Origin of the sequence: Polaromonas sp. YR568 (genome assembly GCF_900116715.1) — a bacterium.
Taxonomy (GTDB): Bacteria; Pseudomonadota; Gammaproteobacteria; order Burkholderiales; family Burkholderiaceae_C; genus Polaromonas.
Window position 1 is genome coordinate 198,093 of sequence record NZ_FPBM01000002.1, and the last position, 13,997, is coordinate 212,089.

General features: G+C 63.6%; 16 protein-coding genes. 15 read left to right on the top strand and 1 reads right to left on the bottom strand.

Annotation, left to right across the window (positions count from 1 at the left end):
* The first annotated feature begins 29 nt into the window (after positions 1-29).
* The 13 genes from BM408_RS05400 to BM408_RS05460 all read left to right on the top strand — a co-directional run bounded on the left by BM408_RS05400 (position 30) and on the right by BM408_RS05460 (position 11,267).
* Positions 30-1,028 carry a BMP family protein gene (locus BM408_RS05400; RefSeq protein WP_092127716.1) on the top strand — a complete coding sequence of 333 codons (999 nt, stop codon included), beginning with the start codon at positions 30-32 and terminating at the stop codon, positions 1,026-1,028.
* Positions 1,029-1,058: 30 nt separating this feature from the next.
* On the top strand, positions 1,059-2,024 hold the full coding sequence (locus BM408_RS05405) for a 5'-methylthioadenosine/S-adenosylhomocysteine nucleosidase (RefSeq protein WP_092127718.1): 966 nt from the start codon (positions 1,059-1,061) through the stop codon (positions 2,022-2,024).
* Between the two features lie 130 nt (positions 2,025-2,154).
* Positions 2,155-3,717 (top strand): ABC transporter ATP-binding protein, encoded by a 1,563-nt coding sequence (locus BM408_RS05410; protein ID WP_175541697.1) that lies wholly within the window; start codon positions 2,155-2,157, stop codon positions 3,715-3,717.
* Positions 3,714-4,784 (top strand): ABC transporter permease, encoded by a 1,071-nt coding sequence (locus tag BM408_RS05415; protein WP_092127720.1) that lies wholly within the window; start codon positions 3,714-3,716, stop codon positions 4,782-4,784. Before BM408_RS05410 ends, BM408_RS05415 begins: the two co-directional genes overlap by 4 nt.
* The gene (locus tag BM408_RS05420; RefSeq protein ID WP_092127722.1) at positions 4,781-5,713 is read left to right on the top strand and encodes an ABC transporter permease; all 933 of its coding nucleotides are present in this window, start codon (positions 4,781-4,783) and stop codon (positions 5,711-5,713) included. Before BM408_RS05415 ends, BM408_RS05420 begins: the two co-directional genes overlap by 4 nt.
* Positions 5,713-6,171, top strand: coding sequence for a hypothetical protein (locus tag BM408_RS05425; protein ID WP_175541698.1), 459 nt, complete (start codon positions 5,713-5,715; stop codon positions 6,169-6,171). Before BM408_RS05420 ends, BM408_RS05425 begins: the two co-directional genes overlap by 1 nt.
* 21 nt (positions 6,172-6,192) lie before the next feature.
* Positions 6,193-7,485: an amidohydrolase family protein gene (locus BM408_RS05430; RefSeq protein ID WP_092127726.1), complete on the top strand. Its 1,293-nt coding sequence runs from the start codon at positions 6,193-6,195 to the stop codon at positions 7,483-7,485.
* A 54-nt stretch (positions 7,486-7,539) separates the two neighbouring features.
* Positions 7,540-8,358, top strand: a complete 819-nt coding sequence (locus tag BM408_RS05435; RefSeq protein ID WP_092127728.1) for an alpha/beta fold hydrolase — start codon at positions 7,540-7,542, stop codon at positions 8,356-8,358.
* 28 nt (positions 8,359-8,386) lie between these two features.
* Positions 8,387-8,596, top strand: coding sequence for a hypothetical protein (locus tag BM408_RS05440; RefSeq protein WP_092128493.1), 210 nt, complete (start codon positions 8,387-8,389; stop codon positions 8,594-8,596).
* Positions 8,597-8,637: 41 nt separating this feature from the next.
* Entirely contained in the window at positions 8,638-8,880 is a 243-nt protein-coding gene (locus tag BM408_RS05445; RefSeq protein WP_092127730.1) for a hypothetical protein, read from the top strand.
* Positions 8,881-8,998: 118 nt separating this feature from the next.
* On the top strand, positions 8,999-9,271 hold the full coding sequence (locus BM408_RS05450; protein WP_092127732.1) for a YkvA family protein: 273 nt from the start codon (positions 8,999-9,001) through the stop codon (positions 9,269-9,271).
* 35 nt (positions 9,272-9,306) lie between these two features.
* On the top strand, positions 9,307-9,981 hold the full coding sequence (locus BM408_RS05455) for an alpha/beta hydrolase family protein (RefSeq protein WP_092127734.1): 675 nt from the start codon (positions 9,307-9,309) through the stop codon (positions 9,979-9,981).
* A 173-nt stretch (positions 9,982-10,154) separates the two neighbouring features.
* Positions 10,155-11,267, top strand: coding sequence for an ABC transporter substrate-binding protein (locus BM408_RS05460; protein WP_092127736.1), 1,113 nt, complete (start codon positions 10,155-10,157; stop codon positions 11,265-11,267).
* A 24-nt stretch (positions 11,268-11,291) separates the two neighbouring features.
* Here the strand turns inward: BM408_RS05460 and BM408_RS05465 are convergent, their stop codons facing one another.
* A complete protein-coding gene (locus BM408_RS05465; protein ID WP_092127738.1) occupies positions 11,292-11,906 on the bottom strand; it encodes a TetR/AcrR family transcriptional regulator in 615 nt (204 codons plus the stop codon).
* A gap of 106 nt (positions 11,907-12,012) precedes the next feature.
* On the opposite strand from BM408_RS05465, the gene BM408_RS05470 reads away from it, so the two are divergent.
* The gene (locus tag BM408_RS05470; protein ID WP_092127740.1) at positions 12,013-13,044 is read left to right on the top strand and encodes a saccharopine dehydrogenase family protein; all 1,032 of its coding nucleotides are present in this window, start codon (positions 12,013-12,015) and stop codon (positions 13,042-13,044) included.
* 96 nt (positions 13,045-13,140) lie between these two features.
* A complete protein-coding gene (locus BM408_RS05475) occupies positions 13,141-13,611 on the top strand; it encodes an EVE domain-containing protein (protein WP_092127743.1) in 471 nt (156 codons plus the stop codon).
* Positions 13,612-13,997: the final 386 nt, after the last annotated feature.

The window sequence follows — 13,997 nt, forward strand, 5'->3', positions numbered from 1 at the left end:
ACCCACCTGCAACCCAACCGGAGAGTCCCATGCCTCAGATATTCAAGCGCCGACAACTCGTCCTGCTAGCCACCGCGGTGGCAGTCGCCCTGCCCGGCGTAGCCCTCGCCCAGGCCAAGACCAAGGTCGCCGCCATCTACACCGTTCCGTTTGAGCAGCAATGGGTCAGCCGCCTGCACAAGGCACTCAAGGCGGCCGAGGCGCGCGGCGAGATCGAGTACAAAGCCACCGAGAACGTGTCGAACGCCGACTACGAACGCGTGATGCGTGAGTACGCCACGGCCGGCAACACGCTGATCGTCGGCGAGGCTTTTGCCGTCGAGGCGGCTGCCCGCAAGGTCGCCAAAGACTTCCCCAAGGTGTCTTTCCTCCTGGGTTCGTCCGGCAAGGTGCAGGCGCCCAACTTCTCGGTGTTTGACAACTACATCCAGGAGCCCGCCTACCTCTCCGGCATGATCGCCGGCGGCGTGACCAAGACCAACAAGATCGGCATGGTCGGCGGCTTCCCCATCCCGGAAGTCAACCGCCTGATGAACGCCTTTATGGCCGGCGCGAAAGAAACCAACCCCAAGGTTGAATTCAGCGTGAGCTTTATCAACAGCTGGTTTGACCCGCCCAAAGCCAAAGAGGCAGCCTTTGCCATGATCGACAAGGGCGCCGACGTGATGTACGCCGAGCGCTTTGGCGTGAGCGACGCCGCCAAGGAAAAAGGCAAGCTCGCCATCGGCAACGTGATCAACACGCAAGACAAATACCCTGACACCGTGGTCTCGTCGGCCCTGTGGAACATGGAGCCCAGCATTGACCGCGCCATCAAGCTGGTCAAAGAAGGCAAGTTCAAGGCTGAAGACTACGGCCCGTATTCGATGATGAAACACAAGGGCTCTGAACTCGCCCCGCTGGGCACTTTTGAGAAGAAGATCCCCGCCGATATCGTGGCCAAGGTGAGAGCCAAGGAAAAAGACATTCTTGACGGCAAGTTCACCGTCAAGGTCGACGACGGCCAGCCCAAGTCCACGACCAAGTAATCTTCAAAAAACTGAGGCCGGAGGCGCCGTATGCATGTTCTGTTCTGCCTGCGGCGCTTTTTTCCGTCCTGGCTGGCGGCTTTTCTCAGCGCCGGGCTGCTGGCCTTCAGCCTAGTCGGCTGCGCCACCCGGGCGGCCTCCGGCACGCCGCTGCGGCTGGACGAAACACCCCGCATCGCCGTGATGTCGGCTTTCGAGCCTGAGCTCACACTCTTGCTCAATCGCCTGCAAACCCCCGTCAGGCATCAAATTCACGGTATCGACTTCACCACCGGCACGCTGCAGGGCAAGCCGGTCGTGCTCTTTCTGTCCGGCATCAGCATGGTCAATGCGTCCATGAGCACGCAAATGGCGCTGGACCGCTTCAAGGTCACGCATATTGTGTTCAGCGGCATCGCCGGCGGCGTCAACCCGGCCCTGCACATCGGTGATGTCAGCGTGCCGGCCCAGTGGGGGCAATACCTCGAAGTGCTGATGGCGCGCGAAACCGCACCCGGCCAATTCAGCGTGCCAGAGCGCATGATCGGCCAGACCCTGCCGCCCTTCGGCATGCTTTACCCCCGCCCTGTCGAAACGCGCACTGCCGCCAACCCGGCGCCGACACGCAAGTTCTGGTTTGAGGTCGACCCCAAAATGCTGGAAGTCGCCCGAGGCCTGGGCAATATCGAGCTGGGCGCCTGCAACGCCGGCGTGTGCCTGACGAACAAGCCGCAACTCATGGTGGGCGGCAATGGCGTGTCGGGCCAGGCCTTTGTCGACAACGCGGCCTTCCGCGAATACACCTTCAAGACCTTCCAGTCCAATGTGCTCGACATGGAAACAGCGGCCGTGGGCATGGTGGCCTACAGCAATGGCGTGCCCTACATCGCCTTTCGCTCGCTCAGCGACCTGGCCGGCGGCGGCAAGGAAGCCAATGAGATGGAGACCTTTATGCACATCGCGGCGGACAACTCGGCGAAAGTATTGCTGGCGTTCCTTTCGGCATGGAAGCCTTGATGGGATTTCAACTCCCTCTCCCCCTGGGAGAGGGTTGGGGTGAGGGCCAGCGACCTTTGAGCAAGCACGGCGCACCCGCCAGCGCCGCCAGCCCCCATCCCAGCCTTCCCCCAGCGGGGGAAGGAGCCATATGGTGACAGCTACACCCGTCCTGCGCCTCTGCGGCATCACCAAACGCTTCGGCAGTCTTGTCGCCAACGACGCAATTTCGCTCGAGCTGCACAGCGGCGAAGTCCTCGCGCTGCTGGGCGAAAACGGCGCGGGCAAATCCACCCTGGTGTCCATCCTCTTTGGCCACTACACCGCCGACGAAGGGCAGATTGAAATCTTCGGCCAGCCCTTGCCGCCGGGCAATCCGCGCCTGGCGCTGGCTGCCGGCATTGGCATGGTGCACCAGCATTTCACACTGGCCGACAACCTGAGCGTGCTCGACAACGTGATGCTGGGCAGCGAGCCGCTGTGGCAGCTCTTTTCACGCCGCAGCGCGGCCCGGGCCAAGCTGCTGGATGTTGCGCAGCGCTTTGGACTGCCGGTCGCGCCGGATGCCAAAGTCGGCAGCCTCTCTGTTGGCGAACGCCAGCGGGTGGAGATTTTGAAAGCGCTGTACCGCGGCGCCCGCATCCTGATCCTGGACGAGCCCACTGCCGTACTCACACCGCAGGAAAGCGAAGACCTGTTCAAAACCCTGGGCCAGATGGTCGCGCAAGGGCTTTCCATCATCTTCATCAGCCACAAACTGGGTGAAGTGCTGCGCGTGTCCCACCGCGTGGCTGTGCTGCGCGGCGGCAAACTGGTGGCCGAGGCGCCCGCCGCCGGCACCAGCCAGGCCCAACTGGCGCAGTTGATGGTCGGCCACGCCGTCACGGCGACGCAACGCCGGCCTGCACAGTCAACGGGCGACGCGGTCTGCGCGCTGGATGCCGTCAGCACAGCGGGCGCGGAGCGCGGCCAGCTGGACCGTGTTTCACTGGAGCTCAAGGCTGGCGAGATCGTTGCAATTGCCGGCGTCTCCGGCAACGGGCAACTGGCGCTGGCCGAGCTGCTGTGCGGCACGCGCGCGGCCAGCCAGGGCGAGATCACCTTTCTGGGGCAGCCCCTGAAAGCCTCGCCCGCCTGGCTGGTCACGCAAGGCGTCGCCCGCATCCCTGAAGACCGGCACGCTGTGGGCGTGGTCGGCGACCTCAGCGTGTGGGAAAACGCGGTATCCGAGCGCCTGCGCAGCCCGGCGTTTTCCAAAGCGTTCTGGGTCAAGCGCCAGGCCGCGCAGGCCCACGCGGGCCGCATCGTGCGCGAGTTCGACGTACGCGGCGGCGGGCCGAACACGGCAGCGCGGTCTCTTTCGGGCGGCAATATGCAAAAGCTCATTCTTGGGCGGGCTCTGGTCGCGCCGTCCAGCGAAGCCGCCGCACCACAGGCGCCCAAACTCATCATTGCCCACCAGCCCACCTGGGGCCTGGACATAGGCGCCGTCGCTTATGTGCAGCAGCAACTGATCGCCGCGCGAGACGCCGGAGCGGCAGTGCTGGTGATTTCCGACGACTTGGACGAGGTGATGGCGCTTGGCGACCGCGTGGCTGTGATGCACGCGGGCCGACTGACGGAGGCCCTGGCCGCCGAAGCCTGGACACGGGAAGCCATAGGCCTGGCCATGGCAGGCGTGCACGCCGAACCCGAGCTGGGAGCAGCCGCATGAGGCTTGAGAAAAGAACCCAGACCTCACGCTGGGCTTTGGTGCTGGCCCCCATAGGCGCCATCGCCTTCACCCTGCTCGTCAGCGCGCTGCTGGTGCTGTGGGCTGGCGCGCCGCTGGGACAGACTTACGTCTTGCTGTTCAAGGGCGGCTTCGGCTCGGTCTTTGCGCTCAGCGAGACGCTTACCCGCGCGGTACCGCTCATCCTGACGGGCCTGGCCGCCACCGTGGCTTTCAAAGCGCGTCTTTTCAATATCGGTGCCGAAGGCCAGCTGTATGCCGGCGCGCTGGCCGCCGTGGCCGTGGGCGGCCTGCACGGCGGCACCGGGTTTGAGTTGCCCATCTGGCTGCTTTTTGTATTGATGATGCTGGCCGCAGCCGTCGCCGGTGCCCTGCTGCTGCTGGGGCCCGCGCTGCTGAAGGCGCGGCTGGGCGTCGACGAAGTCGTGACCACGCTGCTGCTCAACTTCATCATGCTGCTGTTTGTCTCGGCCATGCTCGACGGCCCCATGAAAGACCCCACCGCCATGGGCTGGCCGCAAAGCGTGGCGCTGCAAGGCGATCTGGAGCTCGCCAAACTCATCCCGCAGACCCGCATCCACACCGGCCTGATCTGGGCCTGCGGCCTGGCGGTGGCCCTGTGGGCACTGATGAAATACACCGTGCCCGGCTTTGACATACGCGCCACAGGCGCCAATGCCAGGGCAGCAGCGTTTGCCGGTGTGCCAGTAACCCGCACCGTGGTGCTGGTGGCGGTACTGTCCGGCGCGCTGGCCGGGCTGGCCGGTGCCATTGAGGTGGCCGGCCGCACCAGCTACGTCACACTCGACATGTCGCCCGGCTACGGCTACACCGGCATCGTGATCGCCATGCTGGCGGCGCTCAACCCTCTGGGCGTGCTCGCCGCCGCCGTGTTCGTGGCCGGCGTGCCGGTCGGGGCCGACACCATGAGCCGGGCCGTCGGCGTGCCCACTTATATCGCCGATGTGATCGTGGCGGCTTCACTCATTTCAGTGCTGGTGGCCACGCTGATGACGCAGTACCGGGTGGTGTGGGGGCGCAAGCCATGAGCGATCTTCTGGACATCCTCGCCGCCGCCCCCTTCTGGATTGCCGTCCTGCGCATCGCCACGCCGCTCATCCTCGGCACGCTGGGCGTGCTGCTGTGCGAGCGCGCCGGTGTGCTCAACCTGGGCATCGAAGGCATCATGGTCGCCGGTGCCTTCAGCGGCTGGCTGGCTGTGTATGGCGGTGCGCCGCTGTGGGTAGGCGTGGGCGTGGCGGCGCTCACCGGCGCGGTGTTCGGCCTGCTGCATGCCTTTCTCACCGTCGGACTGGCGCTGTCGCAACATGTGGCGGGCCTGGGCATCACGCTGCTGGCGACCTCGCTCAGCTACTACGGCTACCGCGTGAGCTTTCCCAAAGTTGATACGCCGCCCACCGTCACACCCTTCGCGCCCATGCAATGGCTAGACGGCACCGGTTTGAACGTGCTGGCCGCGCAAACCCCGCTCACCTTGCTGGCCCTGCTGCTGGTACCGCTGATCGCCTGGCTGCTCTACCGCACGCCGGCAGGCCTGGCGATCCGCATGGTCGGCGAAAACCCCCAGGCCGCCGAAGGCCAGGGCGTCTCGGTCGCGGCCACGCGCACCGCTGCCATCGTGGCCGGCTCGGCGCTCATGGGCGTGGCGGGGTCCTTCCTCACGCTGTCGGCCTTCAACGCCTTCTTTTTCAACATGGTCAACGGTCGCGGCTGGGTCTGCGTGGCGCTGGTGGTGTTTGCCTCCTGGCGGCCCGGCAAGGCGCTGCTGGGCGCGTTGCTGTTTGCCTTTTTTGACGCGCTGCAATTGCGCCTGCAAACTTCGGGCATCGTGAACGTGCCCTACCAGATCTACCTGATGCTGCCCTACGCCCTCTCCATCCTGGCGCTGGTGCTGGTGGCGCGCAAGGCGGCGTATCCTCAGGCGCTGATGAAACCTTACCGAAAAGGCGAGCGCTGATGGAAACAACCTCCCCCTTAAGAGGCGCACTGATCACGGCATTGCTGGCGTTGAGCTGCTTGAATGTGCAGGCGCTGGGCAAAGACTACCCCTACGACGCCTTCACCACGCCGGATGCGGTGAGCTGGGTCCAGATGTGCGGCTCCTGGGGCAAAGACAATCAAGGAACTTACCGCGTGTTGCACGCCGACCAGTACGCGCAATCCTTCCTCTATATTCAATGGATGACCCGCGACGCCAACGGCAGCCTGCACGCCGAGCACACCGTCGGCATTGCAGAGATGAACAACGACCATTCGGAAATCGCCCTCAGCGGCCTGGCCTGCCGCGCGACGCCGCAGGGCATTGCGCTCACGGCGCGTGCGTCCTCAGGGCATGATGACAAGCTGCGCCGCGTCACCATCGAGGCCGGCCCAGCCACCGGCCAATACCGCTATCGCACGCAGCGCGCACGCTGACACCCAACAGACACCACCGCCATGCTTGACCTCCTCATCACCCACGCCAGCCTGCCCGACGGCCGCAGCAATGTTTCCATTGCCGTGCAAAACGGCAAGATCACCCAGATCAGCGAAGGCCCGATCTCTGGCGCCCAGGCCCGTGAAACGGTCGACGCCGCAGGCTGCCTGCTCAGCCCGCCGTTTGTTGACCCCCACTTCCACATGGACGCCACCCTCAGCTACGGCCTGCCGCGCGTCAATGAAAGCGGCACGCTGCTTGAAGGCATTGCGCTGTGGGGCGAGCTGAAGCCGCTGCTGACCGCCGAAGCGCTGATTGAACGTGCCCTCACCTACTGCGACTGGGCCGTCGCCAGGGGCCTGCTGGCCATTCGCAGCCATGTGGACACAAGCGACGCCAGCCTGCTGGCCGTCGACGCGCTGCTTGAAGTCAAAAAACGCGTCGCACCCTACATCGACCTGCAACTGGTCGCCTTCCCGCAAGACGGCGTGCTGCGCACAAAGGACGGCGTAGACAACCTCAAACGTGCACTCGACAAGGGCGTCGACGTGGTCGGTGGCATACCCCATTTTGAGCGCACCATGGCCGACGGCGCAGCCAGCGTCAAGCTGCTCTGCGAAATCGCCGCCGAACGCGGCCTGCTGGTCGACATGCACTGCGACGAGTCCGACGACCCGCTCTCGCGCCATATCGAAACGTTGTCGTTTGAAGCCCAGCGCCTGGGCCTGCAAGGCCGCGTCAGCGGCTCGCATTGCACCTCCATGCACAGCATGGACAACTACTACGTCAGCAAGCTGCTGCCCCTGATTGCCGAGAGCGGCGTCAGCGTCATCGCCAACCCCCTTATCAACATCACCCTGCAAGGCCGCCACGACACCTATCCCAAACGCCGCGGCATGACGCGCGTGCCCGAACTCATGGCCGCAGGCGTCAACGTCGCCTTTGGCAACGACTGCGTGATGGACCCCTGGTACGGCATGGGCTCGGCCGACCTGCTGGAAGTCGCCCACATGGGCCTTCACGTCGCCCAGATGACCAGCCAGAAAGGCATCCGCCAGTGTTTTGAAGCGGTAACGACCAATGCCGCCAAGGTGATGCACCTCAAAGGCTACGGGCTGGAGGTCGGTTGCGATGCGAGTTTTGTGCTGCTGCAAGCACGGGACCCGGCGGAGGCGATCCGGCTGCGGGCCAACCGGCTGAAGGTGTGGAAAAAAGGCGTGCTGCTGGCGGAAACGCCCGAAGTCGCCACAAAACTCAACACTGCGGGCCGGCCGGAACGGGTAACTTTCCAGATCGGCAAGGCAGGTGCATAGAGCGGGTCGGCTTCGCCCTTGGAGCGGACGTCACAGGGACGACAGGAGACAAACATGCTGACGGTGAAGACCGGAACGCAAAAAGAACGAACCATCGACTGCGTCGAATCCGGCCAGGGCCCGGCTGTTCTGTTCCTGCCCGGTTCCTACAGCACCACCGCGGCCTGGCGCCAGGTGCAGCGCCACCTCAGCCCGGGCTACCGGCTGGTCACCACCAGCCTGTGCGGCTACGGCGGTACCACAGACACCCGCAGCCTGCAAGACTGCGGCATCGAACATGAAGTGCAACTGGTGCAGGAGGTAGTACGCCACATCGGCCAGCCGGTCCACCTGGTCGGCCATTCCTTTGGCGGCACCGTGGCACTGGCTGCGGCCCTTTCCCGCACTGCCGATATCGCCAGCCTGAGCCTGTTTGAGGCCAACCCCATACCGCTGATCCGCGAGCACGACGGCGGCAGGTTGTACGACGAAACGGTTCGCATGAGTCAGGCCTTTGAGGCCGCCGTCAACGCCGGCGAGCAGAACGCCCCCGCCCGAGTCATTGACTTCTGGGGCGGCCCCGGCGTCTTTGCCGCCATGCCTGACGCCGTGAAAGCCTATTGCCGAGAGACGGCCACCGTGAATGTGCTGGACTGGCGCACGGTCACCTCCGAGGTGAAGGCCAGGGACTGCGCCGCGCTGGACATACCCGTCCTGCTGGTGCGCGGCGGCGAGGCGAATCCAGCAATGGTGGCCATCACCGACACCTTGCGGGCTTGCCTGCCCGACGTGCGCCCCTTCGCCGTGGAGGGTGCGGGCCATTTCCTCATCACCAGCCATGCCGCCCGGTGTGCCGAATTGCTGTCGGCATTTCTGGATGAAGCTGCGGCCTGAGCCGGCGGCAAATAGCTCGGGGCACTTTGTGAACACACCCATTGCCCATGCCGAACTCATCGCCACCTTCAGGAGGGCGGAGGCAGAGGCTGCGCACAAATTCAAACTGATAGCGGCTGCCGCCAAAAAAGGCCCCAAGGCGATTCGGATGGCTATCGAGACGGCAGACAAAGCGGCAAAACGCAGAGATGCTTACGCCAAAAAGCTCGCTGCGCTCAAAGTGGACCTCAAGAATTAGCTGGACGGCTTGCCGATAATCAGGATTTGGAGAGAAACCCGATGGCCCCCGAAGTACCCGAAACACCCGAAGAAGAACCCGAACCGATTGAGGAATACGTGCCCGGTGTGGCCAACGGCCGCAACTACATGGCCAGGCTGTGCCATTTCCCTGACGGTCCCTGGTATATCGACGTCGTCCACGTTGAGTCACTGCCCCCCTTGCATGACAGCGACAGGACCTGGCCCACGCGCGCCGAGGCTGTTCAGGCGGCAGCCAAGCTGGTTGCCGATCTGGCGCACTGATCGCAGAGCCAGTTCGCCGCGAATGTAACGCCCTGTCAGGGCCCTTGCAGCCCGGGCAAACAGCGCCATGTGGATGCCAGCGGCCCGCCGGGCCTGCACCTTCACCCAAGGAGCTCTCATGTTCAAACGCCTGACCCTGCTTTGGGTCCTGATCCGCGGCGATGCGCGGCGGCTGTGGACCGCGTTGCGCCACCCCGAGGCGCCCGTCTGGCTGAAATGGGGTACCGCGGCAATTGCGCTCTATCTGTTCTCACCCATTGACTTCATTCCTGACGTCCTGCCCGTCATCGGCATCGCCGACGACCTGGTGCTGGTTCCGCTGGCGATCCGCTGGCTGCTCAATCGCCTGCCGCCCGGGATCGCCGATCCTGTGAACAAGCCTTCCGCATAAGCGCCGAGCGGCACAAGCCGATACACACTCCATTGATGCCGGCACGCCCTGTTTCACTGACCATTCCGCTCGCACCGGGCGGCACCACTTCCGGCCTGCTGCAGGCGCCCGTCAGCGCCAAGGCCTGTTATGTGTTTGCCCACGGCGCAGGCGCGGGCATGAACCACGCCTTCATGGAGGCCATCGCCCAGGGTCTTGCGGAACGCGGCATCGCCAGCCTGCGCTTTAACTTTCCATTCATGGAACAAGGCTCCAAGCGTCCGGACTCCCCCGCCGTGGCGCATGCCGCAATCCGGGCGGCGGTCGCTGAAGCGGCGCGGCACATGCCCGATGTGCCGCTATTTGCCGGCGGCAAGTCATACGGAGGGCGCATGAGCACGCAAGCCCAGGCGGCTGGGCCCTTGCCTGGGGTGAAGGGCATTGTGCTGGTGGGTTTTCCGCTGCACCCCGCAGGCAAGCCCTCCATCGAACGCGCCGCGCACCTGGCGGATGTGAAGCTGCCCATGCTTTTCCTGCAAGGCACGCGCGATGCTCTCGCCGATCTGGATCTGATCACGCAAACCACGGCAAGTCTGGGCAAAAAGGCCACCCTGCACATCGTGGAAGGCGCCGACCACGCCTTCCATGTGCTGGTGCGTTCAGGCTGCACCGATGCGCAGGTGCGTGAGGAGCTGCTCGACACCATGGCCGGGTGGATGACCAGACGCTAGCCTTGCATCGACAACCTCAACGTCGTTTAAGTGAGTCCTTTCACGGCCGATTTCCCCGCAATTTATGCCTTAAGTCGCAAATTTACGGCTCCGGTACTGGTTTTCCTGCTTCTCACTGGCATGCTTTATTGGTTAGATTTGAACCCAAGAGACTTACTCTCTGGAGGCTTCAAATGAACAAATTAACCGTATGGTGTACAGCCCTTGCCCTGGCCGCGATCACCCACGCCAGCCAGGCGCAGATCCTGATCGGGCAAACCGCCGGGTTCACCGGCCCTGTCGGTGCGGGTGTCAAAGAAACCACCGACGGCGCCAAGCTTTATATCGATTCCGTCAACGCCAAGGGCGGCGTCAATGGGCAAAAGATCGAACTCATTTCGGTTGACGACAAGTTCGAGCCCAAGCTGGCCAGCGAGAACGCCAAAAAGCTGATTGAAGAGCAAAACGTGGTGGCGCTTTTCCTGACCCGTGGAACACCCCACACCGAAGCCATCATTCCTCACCTCACAAAGCATGGTGTGCCGCTGGTGGGCCCGTCGACCGGCGCCATGGTGCTGCACCAGCCCGTGCAAAAGTACATTTTTAATGTGCGCGCGACCTACCAGCGTGAAGCCGAAAAAGCCGTCAGCCACCTGCACTCCATGGGCATCACGCGGATCGCGATTATTTATGCCGACGACAGCTTCGGCGCCGACGGCGTCGCCGGCGCGCAGAAAGGCCTGGCCACGGCCAAGCTGCAGCCCGCCGTGCTTGAAAAGTTCAACCGCGCCAAACCCGATTTCGCTCCCATCGCCCCCAAAGTCATGCAGTCCAATGCGCAAGCCATCATCATGGTGGCATCCGGCCAGGCGGTGGTAGACGGCACCAAGGCTTTCCGCACAGCCGGCTCTGCGGCCCAGATCGTGACGCTGTCCAACAACGCATCCTCCGGCTTCATCAAAAGCCTGGGTGAAAACGCGCGCGGCGTGATCGTGACCCAGGTCTTCCCTTATGAGCGCTCCATTGCCTTCAGCATGGTCAAGGAAGCCCAGGAACTGGCCAAAGCCAAGGGTGGAGACGACATCAGCCCCGCGATGCTTGAAGGCTTTGCGGCCGCCAAGGTGCTGGTTGAAGGACTGCGCCGCGCCGGCCCCAAACCCACCCGCGAGAAACTCCAGGCGGCGCTGGACGGATTGCGCAAATACGACCTGGGCGGCCTGGAGGTGAACTTCTCACCCGAAGACCATACCGGCCTGGACTTTGCCGATCTCTCGATCATCGGTACGGACGGCAAGTTCCGGCGGTAAATTACCTCAAGAGCGAAGCCGGGATCAGCCCGGGTGCCGGCTGCCCGGCGCATTCATGGCAACAAGCGCCAAAGCCCCGGCCACCAGCGACTGCGAAGGACCGCGTTTGCCCATCTGGCCATTGACATACGCGCCATCGATCAAAAGCACCAGTTGATCCGCCATGGGCGCAGGCTTGGCCACCCCCATCGCCTTGGTCAGACCCAAAACACGCCGGCGTAATTCAGTCTTGTGGCCCAGCGCCACCACCCGCGCCGGGTGACCTGCTTCAGGAAACTCAGTCAGCACATTGATAAACGGGCAGCCCCTGAAGCTCGGCCGTGCGATGTACTGCGCAATCCAGCGGACATGCGCTTGCAGTTCCGCACCAGGGTCATCCTTGAACTTCGCCGTGATCTCACCCCACGATTTCCAGTAAGCGCGGTCGTCCCGCTCCAGGAAAGCCGCCACCAGATCGTCCTTGGTTGAAAAGTGCCGGTACAGGCTGGTCTTGGCAACGCCCGAATGCTCGACGACCAGATCGACCCCGACTGCCCGCACACCCTCCGTATAGAAGAGCTCAGCAGCCGTGTCGAGTATCCGGTCGCGCACCGAGCCCGGGTTGCCTGCCTCTGGCGGGGCGTTCTTTTTTTGCAGCATGCGCCATCTTAACGGATGTCCGGTTGACGCGCTACAGATCAGTAGCGTAGACTCGCCAAACGCTACAGATCTGTATCGCCCTGCAACACCAAAGAGAAATCACGCAATGACATCGAACAAAAAAATCACCGTCTTCGGCGCCTACGGCCATACAGGCCGTTTCATCATTGCGCAGCTTCAGCAGCGCGGATGGATCCCCGTGCTCTCGGGGCGAGACACGGCCCGGCTGCAAGCGCTGTCTCGCGAAAAGGGCGGACTCGAAGTCCGCGCCGCATCGCTGACCGATGCATCGTCGCTGGACCACGCGGTGAGCGGCGTCGCCGCTGTCATCAATGCTGCCGGCCCGTTTTCCCTGACGGCCGCGCCGCTGATGGAGGCCGCGCTGCGCATGAAGACGCCCTACATCGACGTGGTGGCGGAGCCGGAAATCGCCGCGGCCGCCTTTCAGCACTACGACAGCCGCGCGCGTGAGGCCGGCATCATCATCGCGCCGGCCTCCGCGTTTTATGGCGCGCTGGGCAGCCTGCTCGCCACCGCCGCCATGCGGGACTGGCCGGATGCCGACGAGATCACCCTCGCCTTTGCGCTCAGCAGCTGGAAGCCGACACGAGGCACGCGCATCACCATAGAAGTGGCCGAAGAACGAAGGGGCGGAAAGCGGCTGGTATTTTCAAACGGCCAGCTGAGCCTGCACGAAGGCAGCGCGGCACGAACAGAATGGGTTTTTCCCGCACCAGTGGGCCGGCAAACCGTGGTCGAAGAATTCACCACCGCAGACAGTGTGGCGCTTTCAAGGTATGTGAAATTCACCCACATCAGGGAAGTGATGACGCTGGCCCCCCTGGGCGACCTGTCCGACCCGGACACAGCCCCGCCACCCAGCGTGGATGCCAGCGGCCGGTCCGCGCAAAGGTTTATGGTCGAAGCCGTCATTCGCCGCGGAAAGGACGAACGCCGCGCCACCGTCAGCGGGCAAGACATCTATGCCATCACAGCACCGATTGCTGTAGAGGCCGCCGAACGGGTCATCGCCAACAAACGCCATCTCTCTGGCGTATTGAGCGCCGGGCAGATCTCTGACGCAGCGGACTTTCTGCACACCCTGGCGCCCCTGCACCTCAAACTGAACTTTCAATAGCGTTTCTGGAGCCCCTTGCGGTGACTCCCCCGCTGCGCAAAACGCCTCCATCCGCTAAGCTTGGGCCATCCCGGAACCTGGCAAGACGAGGCCCCCATGACAAGCTACTGGCTGATGAAATCCGAACCCGAAGAATGCTCGGTCGACGACGCACTCGCGGCAAAAAAATCCACCGTGCCCTGGGTCGGTGTGCGCAACTACCAGGCGCGCAACTTCATGCGCGACGGAATGCGTGTGGGCGATGGCGTGCTGTTTTATCACTCCAGTTGCGCCGAGCCGGGCATCGTCGGCCTTGCCGAGGTGGCGTCTACTGCCTACCCCGACCCGACGCAATTCGACCCCAAGTCGCACTACTACGACCCCAAGTCCAAACCCGAAGAGCCGCGCTGGCAACTGGTGGATGTGAAGGTGCTGAAGAAGACCCGCAACCTGGCGCTGCCGGAGTTGCGGGCCAACAAAGACCTGGAAGACCTGGTGATCCTGCGCAAGGGCAACCGGCTCTCGATCACGCCGGTGGAGCCGCAGCACTGGCGGCTGATCACCAAATTGCTGGCCAAACCGGCCTGAACCGCACCGGCTACTTTGCCCTTGTAGTCCGCCTTGCTTCCCTGCGATTGCGGGCCGCTAGCCAATAGTTCGCTGTGCCGCCGGTGACGGAAAACCAATGGCTTAAGGCGTGCAAAAACCAATCTCGCCCAAAGTTTCAACCGCGCAACAGCCGCTAACCGGCCTTCCGTTTCGCTGTTATCTCTGACACAAACCCTGGCACAAACACCAGGCCCTGTCGCGGCCCGCATTCCGCCTGTGTTCCCGCCGCTTGCTGACTCCTTCCTTGCTGCTTCCTTGCGGCTTAGTCTGCCTGCATGGCACACCACTCGTCTGCCGTGCGCGACCTTATATCCACGCCCCCTGTCATCCCTGACAGGGTTGCCATGGCCCTCACCGCTCCACAG

What these genes read in the sequence shown, in the direction of transcription:
- BM408_RS05465 (WP_092127738.1), bottom strand. Translation starts at nt 11,906, where the DNA reads ATGCTGCAAAAAAAGAACGCCCCGCCAGAGGCAGGCAACCCGGGCTCG.
- BM408_RS05475 (WP_092127743.1), top strand. Translation starts at nt 13,141, where the DNA reads ATGACAAGCTACTGGCTGATGAAATCCGAACCCGAAGAATGCTCGGTC.
- BM408_RS05410 (WP_175541697.1), top strand. Translation starts at nt 2,155, where the DNA reads ATGGTGACAGCTACACCCGTCCTGCGCCTCTGCGGCATCACCAAACGC.
- BM408_RS05470 (WP_092127740.1), top strand. Translation starts at nt 12,013, where the DNA reads ATGACATCGAACAAAAAAATCACCGTCTTCGGCGCCTACGGCCATACA.
- BM408_RS05430 (WP_092127726.1), top strand. Translation starts at nt 6,193, where the DNA reads ATGCTTGACCTCCTCATCACCCACGCCAGCCTGCCCGACGGCCGCAGC.
- BM408_RS05400 (WP_092127716.1), top strand. Translation starts at nt 30, where the DNA reads ATGCCTCAGATATTCAAGCGCCGACAACTCGTCCTGCTAGCCACCGCG.
- BM408_RS05455 (WP_092127734.1), top strand. Translation starts at nt 9,307, where the DNA reads ATGCCGGCACGCCCTGTTTCACTGACCATTCCGCTCGCACCGGGCGGC.
- BM408_RS05420 (WP_092127722.1), top strand. Translation starts at nt 4,781, where the DNA reads ATGAGCGATCTTCTGGACATCCTCGCCGCCGCCCCCTTCTGGATTGCC.
- BM408_RS05450 (WP_092127732.1), top strand. Translation starts at nt 8,999, where the DNA reads ATGTTCAAACGCCTGACCCTGCTTTGGGTCCTGATCCGCGGCGATGCG.
- BM408_RS05415 (WP_092127720.1), top strand. Translation starts at nt 3,714, where the DNA reads ATGAGGCTTGAGAAAAGAACCCAGACCTCACGCTGGGCTTTGGTGCTG.
- BM408_RS05405 (WP_092127718.1), top strand. Translation starts at nt 1,059, where the DNA reads ATGCATGTTCTGTTCTGCCTGCGGCGCTTTTTTCCGTCCTGGCTGGCG.
- BM408_RS05445 (WP_092127730.1), top strand. Translation starts at nt 8,638, where the DNA reads ATGGCCCCCGAAGTACCCGAAACACCCGAAGAAGAACCCGAACCGATT.
- BM408_RS05435 (WP_092127728.1), top strand. Translation starts at nt 7,540, where the DNA reads ATGCTGACGGTGAAGACCGGAACGCAAAAAGAACGAACCATCGACTGC.
- BM408_RS05460 (WP_092127736.1), top strand. Translation starts at nt 10,155, where the DNA reads ATGAACAAATTAACCGTATGGTGTACAGCCCTTGCCCTGGCCGCGATC.
- BM408_RS05425 (WP_175541698.1), top strand. Translation starts at nt 5,713, where the DNA reads ATGGAAACAACCTCCCCCTTAAGAGGCGCACTGATCACGGCATTGCTG.